At 39.7% G+C, this 19,913-nt stretch carries 24 protein-coding genes; 6 read left to right on the top strand and 18 right to left on the bottom strand.

What is annotated here, in order from left to right; all coding sequences use genetic code 11:
• Positions 1 to 21: 21 nt before the first annotated feature.
• The 14 genes from ACQYAC_RS00910 to fadH all read right to left on the bottom strand — a co-directional run bounded on the left by ACQYAC_RS00910 (position 22) and on the right by fadH (position 10,860).
• A complete protein-coding gene (locus ACQYAC_RS00910; protein ID WP_427128435.1) occupies positions 22 to 1,152 on the bottom strand; it encodes an N-acetyldiaminopimelate deacetylase in 1,131 nt (376 codons plus the stop codon).
• A gap of 81 nt (positions 1,153 to 1,233) precedes the next feature.
• Positions 1,234 to 1,944, bottom strand: a complete 711-nt coding sequence (gene dapD / locus ACQYAC_RS00905; RefSeq protein ID WP_003212204.1) for a 2,3,4,5-tetrahydropyridine-2,6-dicarboxylate N-acetyltransferase — start codon at positions 1,942 to 1,944, stop codon at positions 1,234 to 1,236.
• Between the two features lie 109 nt (positions 1,945 to 2,053).
• Entirely contained in the window at positions 2,054 to 2,512 is a 459-nt protein-coding gene (locus tag ACQYAC_RS00900; protein ID WP_003210879.1) for a flavodoxin, read from the bottom strand.
• Positions 2,513 to 2,528: 16 nt separating this feature from the next.
• Complete coding sequence (locus tag ACQYAC_RS00895) at positions 2,529 to 3,422, bottom strand: WD40/YVTN/BNR-like repeat-containing protein (RefSeq protein WP_429942570.1); 894 nt, start codon at positions 3,420 to 3,422, stop codon at positions 2,529 to 2,531.
• Complete coding sequence (locus ACQYAC_RS00890) at positions 3,412 to 3,888, bottom strand: flavodoxin (protein WP_429942569.1); 477 nt, start codon at positions 3,886 to 3,888, stop codon at positions 3,412 to 3,414. Before ACQYAC_RS00890 ends, ACQYAC_RS00895 begins: the two co-directional genes overlap by 11 nt.
• Positions 3,889 to 4,074: 186 nt before the next feature.
• Positions 4,075 to 4,497 carry a DUF4275 family protein gene (locus ACQYAC_RS00885; protein WP_429942568.1) on the bottom strand — a complete coding sequence of 141 codons (423 nt, stop codon included), beginning with the start codon at positions 4,495 to 4,497 and terminating at the stop codon, positions 4,075 to 4,077.
• A gap of 123 nt (positions 4,498 to 4,620) precedes the next feature.
• Positions 4,621 to 5,502: a LysR family transcriptional regulator gene (locus ACQYAC_RS00880; protein ID WP_429942567.1), complete on the bottom strand. Its 882-nt coding sequence runs from the start codon at positions 5,500 to 5,502 to the stop codon at positions 4,621 to 4,623.
• 96 nt (positions 5,503 to 5,598) lie between these two features.
• Positions 5,599 to 6,042, bottom strand: a complete 444-nt coding sequence (cbpB, locus tag ACQYAC_RS00875; RefSeq protein WP_429942566.1) for a cyclic-di-AMP-binding protein CbpB — start codon at positions 6,040 to 6,042, stop codon at positions 5,599 to 5,601.
• 146 nt (positions 6,043 to 6,188) lie between these two features.
• Positions 6,189 to 6,380: an antirepressor AbbA gene (gene abbA / locus ACQYAC_RS00870; RefSeq protein WP_003210802.1), complete on the bottom strand. Its 192-nt coding sequence runs from the start codon at positions 6,378 to 6,380 to the stop codon at positions 6,189 to 6,191.
• 149 nt (positions 6,381 to 6,529) lie between these two features.
• Positions 6,530 to 6,985: a ribonuclease H-like YkuK family protein gene (locus ACQYAC_RS00865; protein WP_199800926.1), complete on the bottom strand. Its 456-nt coding sequence runs from the start codon at positions 6,983 to 6,985 to the stop codon at positions 6,530 to 6,532.
• Between the two features lie 199 nt (positions 6,986 to 7,184).
• A complete protein-coding gene (locus ACQYAC_RS00860) occupies positions 7,185 to 7,427 on the bottom strand; it encodes a YkuJ family protein (RefSeq protein WP_003212254.1) in 243 nt (80 codons plus the stop codon).
• 183 nt (positions 7,428 to 7,610) lie between these two features.
• The gene (locus ACQYAC_RS00855; protein ID WP_012009782.1) at positions 7,611 to 8,507 is read right to left on the bottom strand and encodes a manganese catalase family protein; all 897 of its coding nucleotides are present in this window, start codon (positions 8,505 to 8,507) and stop codon (positions 7,611 to 7,613) included.
• Between the two features lie 303 nt (positions 8,508 to 8,810).
• A complete protein-coding gene (locus tag ACQYAC_RS00850; protein WP_058014488.1) occupies positions 8,811 to 10,031 on the bottom strand; it encodes an EAL domain-containing protein in 1,221 nt (406 codons plus the stop codon).
• Between the two features lie 64 nt (positions 10,032 to 10,095).
• A complete protein-coding gene (gene fadH / locus ACQYAC_RS00845) occupies positions 10,096 to 10,860 on the bottom strand; it encodes a 2,4-dienoyl-CoA reductase (protein WP_058014118.1) in 765 nt (254 codons plus the stop codon).
• Between the two features lie 137 nt (positions 10,861 to 10,997).
• On the opposite strand from fadH, the gene ACQYAC_RS00840 reads away from it, so the two are divergent.
• The 5 genes from ACQYAC_RS00840 (at position 10,998) to ACQYAC_RS00820 (ending at position 15,444) form a co-directional block, all read left to right on the top strand.
• Entirely contained in the window at positions 10,998 to 11,855 is an 858-nt protein-coding gene (locus ACQYAC_RS00840) for a metallophosphoesterase (protein ID WP_429942565.1), read from the top strand.
• 156 nt (positions 11,856 to 12,011) lie between these two features.
• Entirely contained in the window at positions 12,012 to 12,509 is a 498-nt protein-coding gene (locus ACQYAC_RS00835) for a L,D-transpeptidase family protein (protein ID WP_339165663.1), read from the top strand.
• A 73-nt stretch (positions 12,510 to 12,582) separates the two neighbouring features.
• On the top strand, positions 12,583 to 13,860 hold the full coding sequence (locus tag ACQYAC_RS00830) for an MFS transporter (protein ID WP_058014121.1): 1,278 nt from the start codon (positions 12,583 to 12,585) through the stop codon (positions 13,858 to 13,860).
• 398 nt (positions 13,861 to 14,258) lie between these two features.
• Complete coding sequence (locus tag ACQYAC_RS00825) at positions 14,259 to 14,474, top strand: hypothetical protein (RefSeq protein ID WP_003211341.1); 216 nt, start codon at positions 14,259 to 14,261, stop codon at positions 14,472 to 14,474.
• A gap of 508 nt (positions 14,475 to 14,982) precedes the next feature.
• On the top strand, positions 14,983 to 15,444 hold the full coding sequence (locus ACQYAC_RS00820) for a YkyB family protein (RefSeq protein ID WP_012009774.1): 462 nt from the start codon (positions 14,983 to 14,985) through the stop codon (positions 15,442 to 15,444).
• Positions 15,445 to 15,478: 34 nt separating this feature from the next.
• Here ACQYAC_RS00820 and ACQYAC_RS00815 read toward each other — a convergent pair whose 3' ends face one another.
• The 3 genes from ACQYAC_RS00815 to ACQYAC_RS00805 form a co-directional block, all read right to left on the bottom strand.
• Positions 15,479 to 16,387: a chemotaxis protein gene (locus ACQYAC_RS00815; protein WP_169056413.1), complete on the bottom strand. Its 909-nt coding sequence runs from the start codon at positions 16,385 to 16,387 to the stop codon at positions 15,479 to 15,481.
• Positions 16,388 to 16,460: 73 nt separating this feature from the next.
• Positions 16,461 to 17,771 (bottom strand): MFS transporter, encoded by a 1,311-nt coding sequence (locus ACQYAC_RS00810; protein WP_429942564.1) that lies wholly within the window; start codon positions 17,769 to 17,771, stop codon positions 16,461 to 16,463.
• Between the two features lie 125 nt (positions 17,772 to 17,896).
• Positions 17,897 to 18,436 carry an RDD family protein gene (locus tag ACQYAC_RS00805; RefSeq protein WP_058014124.1) on the bottom strand — a complete coding sequence of 180 codons (540 nt, stop codon included), beginning with the start codon at positions 18,434 to 18,436 and terminating at the stop codon, positions 17,897 to 17,899.
• A gap of 301 nt (positions 18,437 to 18,737) precedes the next feature.
• Between ACQYAC_RS00805 and ACQYAC_RS00800 the strand changes: the two genes are divergently transcribed.
• A complete protein-coding gene (locus tag ACQYAC_RS00800) occupies positions 18,738 to 18,890 on the top strand; it encodes a hypothetical protein (protein ID WP_162839369.1) in 153 nt (50 codons plus the stop codon).
• A 62-nt stretch (positions 18,891 to 18,952) separates the two neighbouring features.
• Here ACQYAC_RS00800 and ACQYAC_RS00795 read toward each other — a convergent pair whose 3' ends face one another.
• Positions 18,953 to 19,837: a cation diffusion facilitator family transporter gene (locus tag ACQYAC_RS00795; RefSeq protein ID WP_429942563.1), complete on the bottom strand. Its 885-nt coding sequence runs from the start codon at positions 19,835 to 19,837 to the stop codon at positions 18,953 to 18,955.
• Positions 19,838 to 19,913: the final 76 nt, after the last annotated feature.

Genomic DNA, 19,913 nt, shown 5'->3' with positions numbered 1-19,913 from the left:
TACAGGAGGCAGCTTGATTATTCATTCACCTGCTTGCTTTTTGAAATAAGCCGTCATAACGTTTACAGCTGTTTCTATCGCTTTTTCATCAGGCATGAGTTTTGAATGATGCAGGCCATATTCTGAATCGACCCCTAACCAAAACATAAATCCAGGGTACTTTTTCAGCATGTAGCCAAAATCTTCTCCTGTCATGGCCTCTCTGCATTCAACCACATTCGCAAGCCCTTCTCCAGCAACATATGACATAAATTCCTCTGTCAGTTCCTTTGAATTATCCACTTCGTAATAAGATGAAGGGTATCGCACGGTTGCCTTGCATTCGTAGCCAATTTCAATCCCTTTTGCTAGTGCTTCAATTCGCTTTCTCACTTTTTCCATAGACTCTGGTGAAAGTGTACGAATGGTGCCATCAAGCTTTGCATGCTGCGCAATGATATTTTGAGCCGTTCCCCCGGTAATCGTGCCAATCGTAATGACCGCACTATCAAGAGGGTCGACATTACGAGAAATAACCGATTGCAGCTGACCTACAAGTGCACTCGCAGCCACAACCATATCATTCGCTAAATGAGGGTAAGCAGCGTGTCCACCTTTTCCTTCAAGATCAATCACAAGCTCACTCGTATTGGCAAAAAGCAGCCCTGGCTTTGTGGCTATCGTTCCGACAGGATATTCAGGTGCAATATGTAGCGCTGTAATAAAATCTGGCGTCCACTTTTTCAGCACATCACTTGTAAGCATCGGTTCAGCTCCGCCTGGACCTTCTTCTGCCGGCTGGAACATAAATAATAGATCTTCTTTGATTGGCTCATGAACGAAATGATCAATGACCCCAAGTGCGATGGTCATATGAAGGTCATGTCCACACGCATGCATCTTCCCTTCATGTACTGATTGAAATGGATACCCTGTGTCCTCAGGAATAGACAGGCCGTCCATATCTGCACGATACGCAAATACGCGCTCAGGATTTGTTCCCTTTACTTTGACAAAAAGTCCAGTTCGCCATGTTTCTATCTCAACTCGATCTTTTGAATAAGCACCAAGATGCTTGATGAGGTATGCTTGTGTTTTGAATTCCTTAAAACCAAGCTCAGGGATTTGATGTAAATCTCTTCGAATGGATATCAATTGCTCACGATTTAACAAGTGAACTCGCTTCCTTTCCTCTATACGAATAAGACGTGGATATATATCCACGTCTATGTCTTCAGCTGCGAATTATATAAATTAAAGCTGACGCAGTTCTTGTTTGATTTCTGTTTTACCTTTTGTTTTTTCATCAATGTCTTTAATTTTCTTTGCAGGTGTACCTGCTACAACTGTGTAAGGCTCTACATCATTCACAACGATCGCACCTGCAGCTACAACTGCACCTTTTCCAATTGTCACACCTTCTAGAACAACAGCATTCGCACCGATGACAACATCATCTTCTACGACAACTGGTTTAGCAGATGGTGGCTCAATGACACCTGCAAGAACAGATCCAGCACCGATATGACAGTTCTTACCTACTGTCGCACGGCCGCCAAGCACCACGTTCATGTCAATCATCGTGCCTTCGCCAATCACAGAACCGATATTAATAGAAGCCCCCATCATGATGACTGCATTATCACCGATTTCAACTTGGTCACGAATGATCGCACCTGGCTCAATACGTGCTTTAATGTTCTTTAAATCTAACATCGGAATTGCAGAGTTGCGGCGGTCATTTTCCACGACAACATCTTCAATTTTGTCTTTGTTCGTTTCTAACGCTTCTTGAATGTCGCTCCACTCACCGAAAACAACTCCAGTGTTTCCTGTGATGAACGTTTTTGCATGTTCACCAAACTCAATGCCTTCTAAATCACCTTTGATGTAGACTTTGACAGGTGTTGATTTTGTACTATTTTGAATAAATGAAATAATTTCATTAGCGTCCATTTGTTTCATGTATGTATGTCCTCCTCTTAATTTATACTTCATTACTGTACCAAAGGAGAGTTTTAATGACAAGTGAAAGAGTTGACTCTTCAATGGAAAATAAAACAAGCGGGACTGATTACCCCGCTTCCTGCTGGTGAAGATGAACAAATTGTTTACCAAAAGAAATCAATTTCTCTTCTTCTTCTCCTTCTGGATTTAGCTCGATCTTGACTGATGGCAGGACAATGTCCCCGCCAAGTTCCTTCACTTTTTCTTCGATTAGATCAACAGCTCCGCAAAAATGCTCATAAGATGTATCCCCGGAACCGAATACAGCAAATGCTTTTCCCGTTAAATCAAGCTCTTCCATTTCTTCATATAAATCAATAAAATCATCAGGAAGGTCACCATCTCCCCATGTGTACGCACCTAACATAATGTGCGTGTAATCATTGAGAAGTTCTGCATCAATATCCATCGCTTCATGACGGTCCACGCCAGCTCCTGCTTCTGTTATTCCTTTTTCAATTAGATCCGCCATCGCTTCTGTATTCCCAGACATCGTGGCATACACCAGTAAAACCTTTTCTGTCACTTTTTCTTCCTCCTTATCAATGAATCAATGCCGGCTCCTCATATGGCCTTACAAACTTGCTTTCATATAAACCAGCACAGAAAAAGTTTTCATTTTGATTGGCTACACGAAAACCGTGTCCTTTGATCGTATCAAACCATTTGAGCTCTTTTTGCTCTATATCAAGCTGATACACTTTAGAAAACCCGTATTCGTCTTGTGAGGTTGTCACATACACAATGCCATTATCCTCTGACACATCCAAAAATGATTCTTCTCTAGCAAAGGCTTGTGATTGAATATCATGCAGCATATTGGTATGTAAATCTAAAATTTGAACAGATCCCTTTTTGCCTTTTTTTGATCCCAATGCGCAAACAAGCAGATGCTCTTGACAGAGCAGCATAGAAGCTGTCATCCGGTGCTCCTCTCTGTTTAGGAGGAAAACCTGTTCACTCTCCAAGTCATACACCCATACTCCTCCGTGAACCTCATGAATCTGTGTTCCAATATAAAGGTGATCACCTGCAGCACATAAGGAACGAATGACAGGCGGATGGTTCACATGAGCAAACGGCTTCATAATTTCCCAGGAAATCCCGAAATCATTTGACACATATATACTATGTTTTCCATGTGCACACACAAACCCGTCTTTGCGTCCTGTAATCGACCAAACGACTGCATTTGTTGGAAATGATGATAGCGCCCATGTATGGCCTTCATCTCCTGATCTAATCACTGTGCCATTTTCACCAACACCGAATAAATAAGGTCCAATATAGCTGATGGCATGAATTTTATGCTTGAGCTTAAACAGTTGCTGCCATCCGCTCTCCACACTGTAGTGAAAGATACCTTCACGTTTTACAGCAACAAAGTATCCACCGTTTTTAGAGGCAGCAACGGCCGTCGCTCCTTTATGAAACATGGTTTTCAACTCGTTTCACAGATAGCGCAGCCCATGTTAAAAAGCTTGTCGCAAATTCCTGACAGCACGCCACAACCTCATCTGTATCAGGCGCAAGTTCCATTTTCAATGTTTCAGGAAACACAGATGCACCGGTTGATTTGAGCATGTCATGAAATGTATGGACAGCCTCACAAAACTTCGGGTAACTGTAGTCTCCTGATCCGAACACAGCTGCTTTGATGTCACTTAGTTCAAGCGCAGAAACCTCTTCATAAAAATCCTCTGCTTCATAAGGTAAATCGCCATCACCCCATGTATAAGAACCGATGAACACATAATCGTATGAAGAAAGATCCTCTGCGCTTGTATCATCAAATTCCATCATCTCAGTATCGATCCCTTTTCCTTCTAGTGTTTGCTTTATAATCGCTGCCATATCTTCTGTATTACCAGACATACTCGCAAATGCAATTAGTGCTTTCATCTATCGGTCACCTCATCTAAATGATAATCATTTTCAATTATTATATGTACACTTTAAATGATAATGATTTTCATTGTCAAATGATTTCATAAAAAAGCTTTGACCAATCAATACTCTAACCCAATAAAAAACCCGCTTAATCCAATTGGAAGGCGGGTTTTTCGTATCGAAGAGATCATCGGTTCCTCATTCGCTCGTTTCATCTATTCGAATAAAATATGGACCATAATTCGGTTCGTGCGTCATCACAAATGTCCATTTTTCATTCCAATCCATCACATACATATCGTTATAATCCATATTATTAGACTGATATGGTAAATCATTGATTAAAAGAGAGCTGGCATTTTCGAAAAGATACGCCTCGTCAACAAATTGATAAAAAACAGTACACTTATCCTTTGATTGTTGAAGAAATGCGTCTATCGCCTCAGCCTTTTCAAGGCATGTAACCATTCCAAAACTGCATAAATGCCATAAAAAATCATCTACTGATATATCGTTTTGTTCTTTAACTGAAAGATGACTAGCAAAACGTTCACGCCACCTCGCGCGCAAATGATCTCCCCATTCAGGTTTGTTCATTTTGATTAATTGATTGTTTTTCATAAAATCGAGGTCTCCTCTATGATTCGCTCCATCTATCTATTGCTTTGATATGCGTACAATAAGTAAATTGAATCAAGCTGATTATTTACCTAAAAAAAGCACCTTCCTCTTCCAAGAAGGTGCTTACACCGCATCATTTTCAAGCATTTCTTTGACCACACCAACAAATGCTTGCACTTGTTTTAATTGAAAAGAAGCTTCATAGCCTAGCAGCCATGTGTCACGTCCGATTTGTTCTCCATTCACGTCAACAAGCGGTGTTTTATGAACACTTTTTTCGTGGTCGTATAAGGTGACCGAAGGCAAAATGGCGTAGCCGATGCCGTGGTAGGCCATCTGTTTACACGTCTCAATCTGGTCCACTAGAATCGTCTGCTTTGGAGACACTTTGAATTTTTGATGCCACCAGTGCTGGATTTCCTGATAATACGTGCTGTCACTTTTAAATTGAATAAACGGGCGTTCTGTCTCGATTAACTCGTCCACGTCCTTGATAACAGAATCGACTAAATATAAATGATCTGTCATCAAATATTCCTTTGTTCCCTTCCAATCAGGGTTTCCGCGAATGATCCCAATGTGCACATGGTCCTCATATAAGCTTTTGAGCATTTCACTACTCCAGCCGGTCACAAGTGATACCTTCGCATTTGGGTACTTTTCGACATACCGCTTTAACACTTTCGGTAGCCAGTGCTGTCCAATAATGGAGGCAACCGCAAGCTTTAGTGTACCGTGAATTTCCCCTTCAAGTTCATCGATTCTTTCTCTCACTCGATCTTGCTCAACCGTCACCTCTTTTGCAAATTGAATGATCTGTTCACCTGCCGAAGTTACGGTGAGACCTTTCTGAGAACGAAAAAAGATTTTGGTTCCCCACTCTTTTTCGATCGTCTGCAATCTTTGGGATAAAGCAGGCTGAGAGACAAAGAGCCGCTCCGAAGCCTTTCTCATATTCAATTCTTCACTTAGCACAACAAGCATATGTAACTCTTGAAGCTGCATGGGCGTCCCCTTTCTCTCTATAAGTTTTTCTTATTCCATATGGTCATTATATAAATTATAGCTTATGAAGGCAAAAAAAATAAGCTGGGCTTCAGCTCATTTTTTCGCGGCATGAATCACTTCATTTAAGCGCTTTAATACAACACGTCGTGTAAATATTCCTTCAAAGACTTGCTCCCCATTTACGACACAAACAAATCCATTATTCGTTACAGCGTGAACGCCTTTTAGCACAGGATCCGTTGTTTTAAGCCTTGGGATATCAGTGAGCATAACTTCTTCTACCTTCAGTTGGTCCAGCTTTTCGAATTCAATTCGTTCTAAACCAAAGATCTTATCCATAATCATATTCGTTCCAATTAACCCATGCAGGTGATACGAAGGATCTAATACTGGAATGGCTGTATATCCTGTTTTTGTAAGGACCAATAGGGCATGCTCAAGATTATTTCCAATTTGAACATGTGCCACTTTATCTGCATCAATCATATGCTCAGCTACTGTGGACTCAAGCAATTGAGTTGGTTCTATCTCTATCATGTTTCTTCGACCCCTTTTCTCTCAATCATCAATCATACATTCCCCTTTACCATTAAGCATAAACTAAAACGAAATTTGTCGAAAGATTTTTTCTGCATAAAAAAGATACTCAGCTCCCGAGTATCTAATAGAATGTTCAATCAATATTAATTCTCAAACCTTACTCTGTCATACAATGTGATCAATTGCTTATACGTATTGTCATCGACATTTTTTGTTCCACATTCTATATCATTGATCTCACTGCTTAGTAATTCGACAGCATATTCCTGATTCAGCAATACGTTTAATAATAGCTTTTTCTCTTCTTCATTAAAACGATTTTCGATGACGCTCATCCAACATCAGGCCCCCTGTTTCATATATGCTTTTATATTGATTAGCAGGCTTTTGAATGTCTGCTTCCTCTCTATACAGCTAGAATAAGGAACTAGAATCGAATCGTCAACCGCACGTTTCGACAAGGTTTGGAGAAAAATGACGGAATTTATTTTGTGTATCGATTGGCATAGCAAAATGCTGCGTATGAGTCGGGTTTTATTTTAGCTTCAATTCCCATAGCTGTGATCATTCCGGTCATTTCCTGAATCAGCTCTTTTGTACTTCCTTTTTTGCCAATATCTAGATGGGCTTCAAAACGGAGGTCTGCCCCTTCCTCAGCAAAGGGAAGAAGCAAATCCATCAGTTCTGTTAAAGGCCCCTCAAGGATGTCTGCACATACCTTTTGGCTAAACGCTGTCTCTAATGAAATTTTTTCTCTAAGGCTTTGCACAGGCCTGCTGATCACTTGTTGCGTAAGACAGCCCCAAGCCCCTTTGCCAATCCGGTGGAGATGAATTGCAGTCATAAATCTTGTGACATTTTGATTGACCTGCGAGTCCGTACCAATTGATAACACATAGGCGGATCTAGGGTCTTTTCGAATAAAGTCTTTCATTCTCATGACGACATCAGAAAACGCTAAATGATCTTCAGAAAGATTGTAGTAAAAAGAATTACTCACAGAAAGGAACTCCTTTTTAATGGTCTCTTATCCGAATATTGCGCTGAATGATCATCTTCCTTTTGCTTATCACCTATGAAGTGTATGCTTCCGCAATCAACGAAGGGATTCTTAGAAAAAACATTTCATACGATTCAGCTTAGGATTGTAGAAGCTCAAAAATCTCAATCGAAATCATATCAATGTTGTCAAATGGGAAAGTATTTGGCTTATCCCCTTGTTGAAAAACAGTCAATTCAAACGTTTGATTCTTTTCGAAATACTTAACACTACAGATTTTCTCACCGTTCACTTCGAAATAACGCTGTGCCGGTTCGTTTGCAGCTTCTGCTGTCTCTTGAAGACTTTGCAGCCTTGTAATGATACCCATTAATTGTGACATTCTAAAAAAAGACTCCTTTCAAAAAAACAACTCAAGATGAACCCGTATTGATTATACACAAGTCCTACAAAGCATCATACCATAAAGTGTTCTCAGATGATATTTTTCCTCTTGAATTCAAAAAAAGAAAAAGAATCTGTTTTTTTAGTTTGAGTCTTTTTTCTGATCTCATGCACCATGTTTTTATAAACCCGCAGATCTCATCAGCCGTTTGGCAATTTCGTCAAAATCCTCTTTGGAAATGCCTGGGGCAAACTCTTCCGGTAATTCTCTATAATCTGGCACAGGTGCTCCTTGCGGGGTTCCCTCAATCACTGTGAGCGGTTTTCCATCAATCGGATGGCTGCCTTTCCAAATCTTATTGATATCCTTGTAATCCGTATCACTAAATGTGTACAGTTTTGTATGAATATTTTGGTCTTCAAATTTCCTTGCTGAATCAAAGTATTTGTTGTCGAGGTTTGGGATCGGGAGCATTTTCCCTACATCTACTCCTGTAGCTACCTCAAGCGCCTTTGCATATGCCACAACATGCACACCGCCCCGCACAAGTAAATAACCGATCATCTCTCTTGCTGTAGGATGATCTGTCATTTCATATACGCGCATTTTGTGCGTACGAGCCCCGCATTCAAGGAAGAAATTATGAAGGAGATCAAGAATTAGGTTTCCGCTTGAGAACACATTCTCGCCGGTCCAAGGTTTTGCCATGGAATCAAATGGATAGCCTGTTTGAGCCGTTTGAATAAAATGCTGTGTATTTCGTTTATCGACAGCCGCTTTCATCGGTGTCGTATCTGGATCTCCGCCATGGGTGGTCCCTGTAATCATGAGATTCACAGCTGTGGTCACAAGTTCTACATGACCGAATTCTTCAGCCGTAATACTGGATACGAGGTCATAAAACGGTTTGAGTTTTCGTTTTCCTCTAAAGTTAAAGGATTGAAACATGTAATTATTTAATGTGGACATTTCACCGAATTTTCCGCCGAGTAATTCTTGCACAGCAGCAGCACCATTTGCATCTGGGTGATCTGGCCTTGGCAAATCAATCAGCAGCCGCTTGTCACGTTTAATCATGACGTTCCCTCCTACCGTCTAACTGTCATCACTTAAGATGTATGGAGTGATTGGGCTGTCCTATGCATGAGGCGAAGATGAAAAGCATAAAAAAAACTTGGCGGGGGTAGCGCCAAGTTTTTTGGATCTTGATCTGATAGAGGGGTTGGGGAACAGAGAGTAGCTTCTCTCTATAACTAAATGATAATGATTATCAGTTTCATTGTCAACCATTTTTTATTTCTTTTTTTCAATCAAAAAAAGCAGCCTAAAAGGCTGCTTGGATTGTTAATAAATGGTTAATATAATCTTCACTCTGTTCGTTTAAATTAATCCATCCTGCTCATATAAATAGGCATACGGAAGATCTATAAATAAATACATATCTCCCTCTAACGGGTAAGAAAACGTACGTATCCTCTCACCAGTTTCTAAATCGCTGTATATATCACTGAAAAATCCTTTCCCGCTCATTCTCATTTGGAGAATATTCGCTAGGAAATAAGGACGCCAGCTCCAGTTTTTCTCAATATATTCAGGCTGAAACAGCCATTCTTTTTCTTTTTTAAACACATTTCCAGTGATTTGAAAGCCCTCTTCATTACACATATATATCCGAAAGCTGCAATCCGTTAATTCTAATGCCAGCTTTTGGATGAGTTCATCATTTGTACTGCATGATTTTTTTAAGGTCGTGACAGCTTGGTGAATTCGTTTATAAAATGTTTCAGAATGTTCGTAGACAGTTTGTAGTTTCTTTTTCTCATGAGCAATAAATTGCTGGAATTCTTCTCTCAGCTGATCTTTTCGTTTATTACGGTCGATTAATTCCGCCGCCGGCTCGTGAAGATAGAACCCTTGAAAGTATCTGCCGCCATTTCTCCAAGCATATTGCAGCTGAAAATTTGCTTCAATGTCTTCATAAATTAAAGCCGCCCCTATTTTTCTCGCAAGCAATGAAATGCTGTACAAGACATATTCATAGGAAGGTGAAGGAGCCGATGCTCTTAATGCGTGTAAATCTATTTTTAATAGATCGGGTGAGAGCAAGGCAATCCGGTCAAGATTGCTGCTTTCTTTTCCAATATTCGAGATGGCGATTTTAATACCATATGTACGAAAATACGTTAACGTATGGTAAAGCTGTTCAATATCGCCGCTAAACGTATGCTCTGTAAATTCGATAACAAATCGATTAAGCTGAATGCCTCTTGCTTCATATTGCTTCAAGAGTTCTAAAAAGCTTTCACCATGATCAAGCATCAGGATATTGGCATCATGGTTAATAAAAATGAGCAAATCATCATCTGCTGTTGTGAAAAGATCAAGTGCTTGCGTCAGTACTTTATGATCTACTTCTACTTTATATTCGTCAGGAATAGATGAATCCGTAAAGAAGGAGCCTAGGCTAACTGTTTCAGACTCGAGCTTCATTCTTCCTAAAATCTCATAGCCTATCACTTTTTGCTCTTCCGCACTGAATATCGCTTGATAGTGCGGGAAAACATCTTCAATATTCGTTAAAATATCCAATGGATCGACCATTTTCATCACCTGCTTCTCTCTTTGTGTGATTATAACACATCAAAAGCAGGTCTTACATCGTCATTCAAAATGGGGATTGGTTGAGCCATTGCCCTCCATCCATTGTAATACAATCTCCATTTATATAAGACGCTTGTTCAGATAATAAAAAGCTTGCAAGCGCTGCAATTTCCTCTGGTGTGCCCAGTCTGCCAAGAGGAACACTATCTAATGTTCTTTGCGCTGCCTCTTCCGATTCCCATAGTTTATCCGCACCGCCTGTTCTCTCGATTGGACCTGGCGCGATAGCATTCACGCGAATTCGATATTGCTTTCCCCATTCCACTGCAAGCGTTCGAGTGAGAGATAAAACACCTGCCTTTGCTGCCGCTGAATGCGCCACACCTACACCAGCACCCCATGCATAGGTCGCCACCATATTGACCATACTTCCGCTTTTCTTTTGACGAATCCAGTAATTGCCCACTGCATGACTGCAAAAAAATGTTCCATTTAATACAATATCAATGACAGCCTTCCAGCCGTTAGGAGATAGTTTTTCTGCTGGAACTAAAAAGTTTCCTGCAGCATTGTTAATGAGAGCATCCACATCGCCAAACGTATCTACGGCAAACTTGACCATTTGATCAGCATCTTCTGGGTTTCGCACATCCATTTGGAAGTAAGCGATCGAGCCGCCATTTTGTTTTATTTCATTTGCCGCTTTTTCTAACGTTTCTTCTGTTCTTCCAGTAATCACAACATTCCAGCCTTCATGTGCCAAATGGACAGCCATCGCCTTCCCCATTCCGCTTGATCCTCCTGTGACAATCACTGTTTGTTTCGTCATTTGTTCTCCCCCTCTGTAGTTTTGAATGACTATTCATTCATTATTTTCTATCATATCACGATTGACCCTAGATGCACCATAAGGGAGATTCTTTAAATATGATGCTATACTTAATTTTATTTATAAAGGAGTCTTATATGAAGCAATTTTCTCGGAGACAGTTTTTAAAAGGAGTAGCTGGCGCGAGCATTCTCGGTTTTTTAGCTACAACATGTGGGTACGGATATGCCAGATACATCGAACCACGCATGATCGATACCGTGTCAATGACCATTCGGGATGCTCAGCTTCCAGCTTCATTTGACCAGTTTAAAATCGCTCAATTTAGTGATGTTCATTTAAGTGATACATTTCCTGCGAAGGAATTAGAATCCGTCGTCCAGCAAATCAACGCTGAGTCTCCAGACCTCATTGTGTTCACAGGGGATCTCGTTGATTTTCAAGCATCGATTGAAGAGCATGAAAAAGCGAAAGTCTATTTGACTAAGCTCCATGCCCCGTTTGGTAAGCTCGCGATATGCGGTAATCATGACTACGGACCATTTGGCATTGATCTTTATGAGAATACGATGAAAGCTTGCGGCTTTACAATATGTAAAAATGATGTGTTTCCATTAGAAAAAGAAGGGGCGCATATTCAGATTGCTACTATGGATGACCTGATGATGAGTGTGCCGGATTATGACCTAATGAAACGGGAAGTATCATCTGATTTATTTACCTTGCTGCTCGTACATGAGCCTGATGCAGCATTGGAGCTGAATACAACCCCCATTAACTTGCAGCTTTCTGGACATACCCATGGCGGACAGGTGCAGCTTCCCTTCTATGGACCCATCCTCACAGCACCTTTCGGCCATACATATGTGGAAGGTTTATACGGAAGTTATCAGCACCGCATCTATGTCAACCGCGGCCTTGGGACAACAAGACTGCCGCTTCGATTTTTAGCCAAACCTGAATTAACCTTTTTCACCCTCTCTTCTCGCATTTAGACAGAGGCCAAAACGCTTCTTTTTGCATATAGATAATCAAAGATCTTTCTCATGACAAATGTTAGGAGAAACCTTCCTTAGCCTGATTCCGTCCATATATATAGCAAGTGACGGGCATCATGGCTGCTTTTATTTGAGCAAAAGGAGTGTCCTTTGGTGCTGCGATATACGGTAAAACGCGGAGAAACGCTTGCTTCTATAGCGCTTGATTTTCGAACAACAACAGATGCCTTAAAGGCTGCAAACCCTTCACTTCAAGGTCAAGAACCGGTACAAAATGAGGTCATCATCATTCCTGGTCTGCCCGATCCTAATACGATCCCTTACCGCATCTCTGTTTCAATTTCTAGGAAACGTCTCGTCTTGTTTTCTGGATCAGAGCTGATTCGGTCGTATCCGATTGCAACAGGAAGAATTTTAAATATGACGCCGACAGGTTCTTATTATATTGTGAACAGACAGCCAAACCCAGGAGGTCCCTTTGGCGCCTATTGGCTGAGCCTCTCGAAAGTTCATTACGGCATCCACGGTACGAATAACCCCTCTTCAATTGGTAAAGCTGTGTCTAGAGGGTGCATTCGTATGTATAATCAGAATGTCATCGAACTTGCTTCACTCGTTCCAAATGGAACACCTGTGACCATTAGCCAGTAGGAGAAATCAATTGTATGAATGCTTAAAATTTTATATGATATAAAGTGGGATCTTCAGGTTAAGGAGCGTATTTATGGATATTTTTAAAAACAGAAATTTTGTTCGTCTCTTTTTTGCAGCACTTGCTTCGCAAATGGGGACAACAGTCGGCAATATGGCGTTTGCCTTTTATTTGCTCGATCATTTTAGTCATCAGCCCGCCTATGCCACATTAGCAGAGCTCATGTATTCACTTCCAACGATCTTTGTCTTTTTTATGGTCGGTGTCGTAGCAGATCGTTTTGATCGTAAAAAAGTCGCAGAGAATTGTGATTGGATACGAGCTGGGCTGACGATTGTTTTATTCATCGTTATTTATTTCAATTCACTTCCACTTATTTTCTTGATCTTATTTATACGAAGTGCCATTACGAAGTTCTTCTATCCAGCTGAAGCCTCTCTCGTTCAGGCGATTTTAAATAAAGATCAATATGCAAAAGCCGCTGGTTTAAATCAAATGCTGTTTAGTTTATTCATGGTATTTGGTGTTGGAATCGGTGCGATTATGTATAAGACAATTGGACTTCACGGAGCCATTACCATTGATTTGATCAGTTTTATTGTGTCAGGCATCTTGATTCGTTCATGTAACATTCCAATTGAAGCACGTCAGCCAAATGGACAAGCAGGCTGGAGAGGTATGACCATTAAAACGTCTCTAAAAGATTTTAAAGAAGGCATTCTTTACATTATAAAAAATAAATTATTGGCTTCTTTAATTTTCGGCTTTTTTGTTTTTGGTCTAGTCAATGGCGCATTTGCTGTACTTCCGATGTTTACAATGAAATATGGCCTTTCACCGGATCATTTTGAACTGCATACATCCTTCTTTACAATCGCGATCGGTGCAGGCCTGCTTGTTGGCAGCTTAATGGGCTCTGTTCTCGCTAAGAAAGTAAAGATGCAATATCTCATGTCACTTCCAATTTTGGTTGCAGGCATTCTGATTTTTGTACTTGGTTCCACCCATACACTATGGTTGTTTTATGTCACATCATTTGTCATTGGTACATGCATTGGACCGGTCAACATTGTCATTGGCGGCTGGCTGCCGAGAATCGTCCACCCTCGTCTGATGGGACGTGTGTCAGGCTGGGTTGATCCACTTACCATGTTTGCTCAATCCATGACATTAGGTTTGATTGCGGTACTATTTCCAAAACTCATTACAAACGTTTCTTATATTTATTACGGAATGGGCGTTATTATTTTACTCGTTTTCCTTTTTTACTTCTTTACACTGCCAAAGTTCAGCAGAGAAGCTGACGACTTAGACGTGCAGCGTGAACTTAAAGGTCAGGGAGCACAATAAATGAAGCAAAAAGGACTTTCTTCTATAGAAAGTCCTTTTTGTATGGCTCTGAAACACAACGGCGCTTATTTTTTTTGTTCATCGAAATAATTGGAAGCAAAATGAATAATTCTTTCAACTGCATAAATGCTAATAAATAGGATGAGGAATATGAATCGGCTGGTCATCTATCACGTACACAATGCATCCAACGACAAATGCGACCAATAAAGGAGTTAAAATAGCTTTCAATCTTAACAATCCTTTCTGTTCTCATAGAATTTGATCTTCTTATTTTATAACATATTTTTCTTTTTATGACATAAAAGGAACGTGTATAAAATCGCAGTATTTTTAATTAAAAATCTTTACATCTTTGGGAATTTTATAGTAGTATAGTCAGGTTGGAGGTGAGAGGTATGCTAAAAAGTTATTATTTTATTCATACAAAAGATGATCAAGGTCAGTATGTTGTACATACAGAAGATTGTGCATTTTTAGGTGATGCTGCAAGCCGTAAATTGATTGGTCTGCACATGAGTGGCGAGAGTGCCATAGATGAAGCTAAACAAATGACGAATGAAACTGATTTTAATGGTTGTTTCTATTGCGCTTATTCAAGTCATAAGAAATAGACTATGTGATGAAACCATATGTTCGACATGTTGTCTGGCATATGGTAAAGTTTCAGATACAAAATGAATACAATTGAGAAACTACCCATTTATTTAAATAGGTAGTTATCATGAGCTAATAGTTCACTTCATATATATTTGATTCAGTCAATTATTCTGCGCTTCTTGCAATGAACGTCTTTTCTTCTTTGTCCATTAACACCAATGGCACCATCACAAGTTATGTGATGAATATACGACACCTTTAGCATATATAAATTTAAATACGCCGCATTCTTTCCACCTGAAGCAGATAGAAGAAAAATCATATTGGATAGATGCTAGTGTCTTTGCTGACCTTTCTGCCATTTTTATCTTCACCTACGTTTTAGAACCTCCCTGAATGGCTATTGTACATAAGAGAGATAGGAATCCTATCGCTTTTTACAATAAGTCTATTTGCAATTTACTAATAAAAACGTATAATTTATACTAAGCACAGAAAGACGAAAGACAAAGGAGAGAAAAAATGGACGATTATGCTCATACTAAAGACATAGAACCTACAGCAGAAAACATCGCAAAAGCCATTTATACTGTTAACCGCCATGCTAAAACCGCACCAAATCCCAAGTTTCTTTATCTTTTGAAAAAACGTGCGCTGCAAAAACTATTGCAAGAAGGTAAAGGAAGAAAAGTGGGCCTACATTTCTCTAACAATCCCAAATATAGTCAACAACAGTCCGACGTGCTGATTGAAATTGGAGATTATTATTTTCACCTGCCACCAACTAAAGAAGACTTCGAATTTTTGCCACACTTAGGAAATTTAAATCAATCATATCGCAATCCGAAAGCGAATATGTCATTAAACCGAGCAAAGCAGCTGCTTCAAACGTATGTCGGTTTAAAAGAAAAACCTACCGCCACAAAACAAAAATCACATTATACAAAGCCCGTCTTCAAACGACTCGGGGAAAGTTATTTTTAAACAAAAAAACCACTCATGACGAGTGGTTTTTCCTTTAGATAATAAAGTGATCGACTTTTTCAATCAGCTGATGAATTTCTGGTTTACTAATTTGATCATCTGCACCGATTGTTTCCCCTTTATGGCGCAAATCTTCAGTAATTAACGAAGAGAAGATGAGAATCGGTATAGAACTCGTTAAAGGATTTTCCTTCAACAGTTTCGTTAATCGGTGACCATCCATTTTAGGCATTTCAATATCTGTAATAATCATATCAATTTCTTCTGTCACAGTAATTCCTTTGCTCACAAGGTCCATCACGTGGTCATATGCCTGTTTCCCGTCTTCAAAGGTCACAATGTTTTTATAGCCTGCTTCGGTTAATTCATTTGTTAATAAACGCATGAGAAGCGGAGAGTCTTCAACGACATAAAGCTTCTTCCCTGTTCTTCTCTCGTCTTTCTCACCGTCAAACATATGATACGTTTCTACGCCAGAAGCGGATTCAATATCATAAATGATTTTCTCGTAATCTGGAAGGAAAATCATTTTTCCATCAAGCTTAATGATACCGGTTAAATGACGGTCCATCCCTTGATTGAGTGCAGTTGGCTTTTCAATCTCTTCCCAGCTGACGCGGTGAATTTGTGATACCGTTCCTGTATGGAACACAAATTTCCGTTGGTTGAATTCAGTCACAATATATTTCTCTTGTTCTGACTGATCTGACTCGACATTAAAAAAGGAAAATAGATTGATGACTGGTAAAATCTCGCCTCGTAAACTAATCATCCCTTCTACATCTTGGTGAGAGTGCGGTACTACCGTCACCTCAACCGGCTGAATGATTTCTCTTACTTTCATGACGTTAATGCCGAATTGATTTGAACCAATTTCAAATTTCACAATTTCCAATTCATTGGTACCAGAGTCAAGTAAAATTTCTTGTTTGTTTAAAGCCACGGAAATCCCTCTATTCTTCAATATAAGATTGTACTTTTTATATCGGCAGCATAGGTAAAAAGTTGACGTTTCTTTACGCTTTCTCTCGTACGAATTGATGAATCACGAGTCCTATCGCTGCAAGAATGAGTAAAGACCCTAGTGCAAGGCGACTTGCGAGATTTCCGTGCTCTGCAAACAGCAGAGTGACTGACCCATAAATGATGGGTCCAATAATGGACGACACCTTCCCTGAGAATGCGAAGAGACCAAAAAACTGTCCTCTCTTTTCCTTTGGTGTCAGCTCAATAATCAATATTCGTGATGCTCCCCAGCTTGCACCGAGTGAAATTCCAAATAAACTGCCAGCCACCCAGAAGACCCATTCTGTTGCGGCTGTCACAGCCAGAATCAGAGCAACGATCAAAATCACATACACGACTGTAATCGAGCGCTTTGCCCCAATCGCTTTTGTGATATATCCAAATAAAAAGGAGCCAATGATACTTGAAATAGTCGACACAAGATAAAGGAGTATAAATTGCCCAGCGGTAAAGCCAATGATGATTTTGGCATACACAGCCATCATCGCAATCGCTGTCTGCAGGGCATCATTCATAAAAAAGAACGCGATCATAAAGATAAAAGCCGGCTTGTAATGCTTCATCTCTTTAAACGTGCGAATAATTTCTTTATACCCGCTGAAAAATGACGCCTTTTTCTCTTGTTGCGGCAGTGGATGAGGGTCTTTTACAAAAAAGAGAAATGGCAGGAAAAAGAGAAAGAATAAAAGTGCAGTCGGAATAAATGCTTCATGAAATTGGTCATTGCCAACAAGTAAATAAACTGAGAGACCGACGAGTGTCCCTAAATAACCAACGGCTATGCCAAATCCAGAAATAAGCGGTATTTCATCCTTTGTCCCAAGATCGGGCAGGATGGTGTCATAAAACACTAGGCTCGAGTGATAGAAGAATTTTGCGATCACAAATAAGGTGACAACGACTAATAAAGAGACAGGCAGCCCAAACCATTCGCTTGAGATATCAATTCCAGCAATGATCCCCATCAAAAACGTACAAACTATACATATGAGAGTAAACACTGTGATGTAGCGCTTCTTTTTTCCTGTACGATCAATCAGAACTCCGTATAATGGTGTGAAAATGACGAGAAAAAAACTAGCTAGTGCATTTGCATAAGATATAAAAGTACTAGCGATCTGATCCATTCTTGCACTGTCTCCGATCGTTTCCTGCAAGTAGAACGGGAAGAAAATGGTGATCATATTCGATGAAAATATCGTATTTGCAAAGTCATACAATGCCCAGGCCAAAATGGGTGCTGTCAAAAACAGCCCGAAGCCTGCCCCTTTTTTCTGCATGGTCTTTTTCCCTGTTTTCAATCGTTCGTCTCCCTTCCCTGCCTAATTTTCCACTATCATTCTATTTTATGTCATACGTCCCTCTTCCATACAAGCAATCTATAGAAAAAGCACCTCTTACGATTGAGCAGAGGTGCTTTTTTTCATTATTTCTTCACAACAATGGTACTTGCAATTAAATCGTGAAGTGCTTGTTTTTTCTCTGTGAAAAAGGCAATGATGTAGCCAATGTATAAGATTGGAGACAAAAAGCCTTTTGCAAAAAAGCGGCCTGTTGCACGGCCGAATGTCACTTTTTCACCCGTTACTCTTGTTACTTTAATCCCAAGAGCCATTTTACCAAGCGTTCCTTGCAGTTTTGATGATTCCATGATGGCGTAATAAAGCCATGTCACCACGATACCGACCAAGATCGCTCCTATGTAGAAAAAGATAAGTCCCATAATCACTGCCCAGTCCTCATCTGTCATAACAGTTGTTGAATAGTAATAGCTGTCGTCATCCATCATCATTGCTGCCTCAGGACTTGAGACAAAAAAGAGTGTTGCCAAAATAAACATGACAAAAGAATATGGTACGCCGATGATAATACCATCTAAAAGATGTGCAAGAAAACGATAGCCTACGCCTGCTAGTTCAGGATGCTTCTTTTCTAGAATGTGTGGTTCTGTTATATTTGTTTCCATCCTATTTCTCCTTTATTATGTATGTTTTCTATAAATTTCTTATAATCATTCGTTATTATATCTTATGAATATCGCAAGATCAATGTAACTTTACACTTTTACATATATTTCAGATTAGTTCATCCTCAATGATTTATGTGAATAAATACTGAAAATTTGTGAAAATCATGGCACTTCTAGTTCTTTTACCTCCTGATTTTTTAACATTTTGTGATATTTTCGTCTTGTTTCCATTCTGCTGTTGACAATCATTCTTCACATGGTACAATAGTCAAGGATTTTTTAAAGAAAGGTGTTCATGATGGGAACTGTCGTACTATTAAAGAACAATGAAATGACTGTGATTGAAGATATTTGCGAGGCCGATTTTTTAGACATGAAGCATGATTTGTCAAATGATGACGCAGCTTATATCTCTTGGTATGAAGATTACGATACTGCTTATGGATATTGATTTCATTTCATAGATGAAGCGTAAAAAAAGGCGATACAACCTAAGTTGGTTGATCGCCTTTTTTACATTTGTGTGCTTCTTTCACTTTCAGGTTCTACATGAATAAAGATTTGTGCATGCGGAAATTTTTGCTGAATCTTCTCTTCAATTCGATCACACAATTGATGAACATCTTCAATCGTTGTCTTGCCATCTACAATCAAATGGAAATCAATATATTCCTCTGCACCGGATCGTCTTGTTCGAAAGTCATGATATTCGATGAACTCCTGACTGAACCCTTGAATGATTGCTTCGATCGATTGTTCTTCCTCAGGCATTAGCCGGGCATCTACGAGCGGCGGGAAAGCTTCTTTCATGAGTTTAAATGCTTCGCGCATAATAAAAAGAGCAAGTATCATTCCAATGATCGGATCTAGGAAATACCAGTCAGTTAATGCGACAAGCAATAAACTGACTGCCACCCCTAATGACGTATACACATCTGTTAACAGATGAAATGCATTCGATTTCATGGCGACAGAATGGACCCTTTCCGCCTCTTTGTTCACAACCTTCGATACGATAAAATTGATGATCGCACCTATTAGCATGACCACAATGCCAAGTACAGGCAGCTTGACTGGCTCTGGATGCATTAATTTGTGAACACATTCGTAGATGATCCAAATGCCTGCAACAAAAATCAACAGAGTTTCAATCGTTCCAGAAATATTTTCGACTTTTCCATGTCCATAAGGATGTTTCGAATCTGCTGGCTTTCTTGAAATACGAACAGAGATAAATGCAATAAATGATGCCATTAAATCGAGAAAAGAATGAATGGCTTCTGATAACACCGCAACAGATCCAGTGAGCAGACCTACAATGATTTTTAAGATGACAACAAATGTGTTGCTCATCACGGATAGAAACGCTATTTTCGATGTCTTCGCTGATTGTTCCATTTATCGTCCTCCTTTAGGAGATCGTATGTCTATGAAAGCACTTCCCATGACTTGATTCGCTCGTTCTTTCAGTTTA

This window comes from Bacillus sp. MM09(2025) (assembly GCF_050496725.1).
GTDB lineage: Bacteria > Bacillota > Bacilli > Bacillales > Bacillaceae > Bacillus > Bacillus pumilus.
This window is presented reverse-complemented; position numbering and strand designations above follow the sequence as displayed.

Bases quoted from the DNA above. Each gene is read 5' to 3' on its own strand.
- ACQYAC_RS00860 (WP_003212254.1), bottom strand. From the start codon at position 7,427: ATGTCACAATTAATGGGTATCATTACAAGGCTGCAAAGTCTTCAAGAG.
- ACQYAC_RS00820 (WP_012009774.1), top strand. From the start codon at position 14,983: ATGGACGATTATGCTCATACTAAAGACATAGAACCTACAGCAGAAAAC.
- ACQYAC_RS00830 (WP_058014121.1), top strand. From the start codon at position 12,583: ATGGATATTTTTAAAAACAGAAATTTTGTTCGTCTCTTTTTTGCAGCA.
- ACQYAC_RS00895 (WP_429942570.1), bottom strand. From the start codon at position 3,422: ATGTTTCATAAAGGAGCGACGGCCGTTGCTGCCTCTAAAAACGGTGGA.
- ACQYAC_RS00805 (WP_058014124.1), bottom strand. From the start codon at position 18,436: ATGGAAACAAATATAACAGAACCACACATTCTAGAAAAGAAGCATCCT.
- ACQYAC_RS00880 (WP_429942567.1), bottom strand. From the start codon at position 5,502: ATGCAGCTTCAAGAGTTACATATGCTTGTTGTGCTAAGTGAAGAATTG.
- ACQYAC_RS00855 (WP_012009782.1), bottom strand. From the start codon at position 8,507: ATGATTAAACGTGACAAGCGGCTGCTGATTGATTTGCCAAGGCCAGAT.
- ACQYAC_RS00840 (WP_429942565.1), top strand. From the start codon at position 10,998: ATGAAGCAATTTTCTCGGAGACAGTTTTTAAAAGGAGTAGCTGGCGCG.
- ACQYAC_RS00865 (WP_199800926.1), bottom strand. From the start codon at position 6,985: ATGAGAATGAAAGACTTTATTCGAAAAGACCCTAGATCCGCCTATGTG.
- ACQYAC_RS00800 (WP_162839369.1), top strand. From the start codon at position 18,738: ATGGGAACTGTCGTACTATTAAAGAACAATGAAATGACTGTGATTGAA.
- dapD (WP_003212204.1), bottom strand. From the start codon at position 1,944: ATGAAACAAATGGACGCTAATGAAATTATTTCATTTATTCAAAATAGT.
- ACQYAC_RS00825 (WP_003211341.1), top strand. From the start codon at position 14,259: ATGCTAAAAAGTTATTATTTTATTCATACAAAAGATGATCAAGGTCAG.
- ACQYAC_RS00885 (WP_429942568.1), bottom strand. From the start codon at position 4,497: ATGAAAAACAATCAATTAATCAAAATGAACAAACCTGAATGGGGAGAT.
- ACQYAC_RS00890 (WP_429942569.1), bottom strand. From the start codon at position 3,888: ATGAAAGCACTAATTGCATTTGCGAGTATGTCTGGTAATACAGAAGAT.
- cbpB (WP_429942566.1), bottom strand. From the start codon at position 6,042: ATGATAGAGATAGAACCAACTCAATTGCTTGAGTCCACAGTAGCTGAG.
- abbA (WP_003210802.1), bottom strand. From the start codon at position 6,380: ATGAGCGTCATCGAAAATCGTTTTAATGAAGAAGAGAAAAAGCTATTA.
- ACQYAC_RS00850 (WP_058014488.1), bottom strand. From the start codon at position 10,031: ATGGTCGATCCATTGGATATTTTAACGAATATTGAAGATGTTTTCCCG.
- fadH (WP_058014118.1), bottom strand. From the start codon at position 10,860: ATGACGAAACAAACAGTGATTGTCACAGGAGGATCAAGCGGAATGGGG.
- ACQYAC_RS00795 (WP_429942563.1), bottom strand. From the start codon at position 19,837: ATGGAACAATCAGCGAAGACATCGAAAATAGCGTTTCTATCCGTGATG.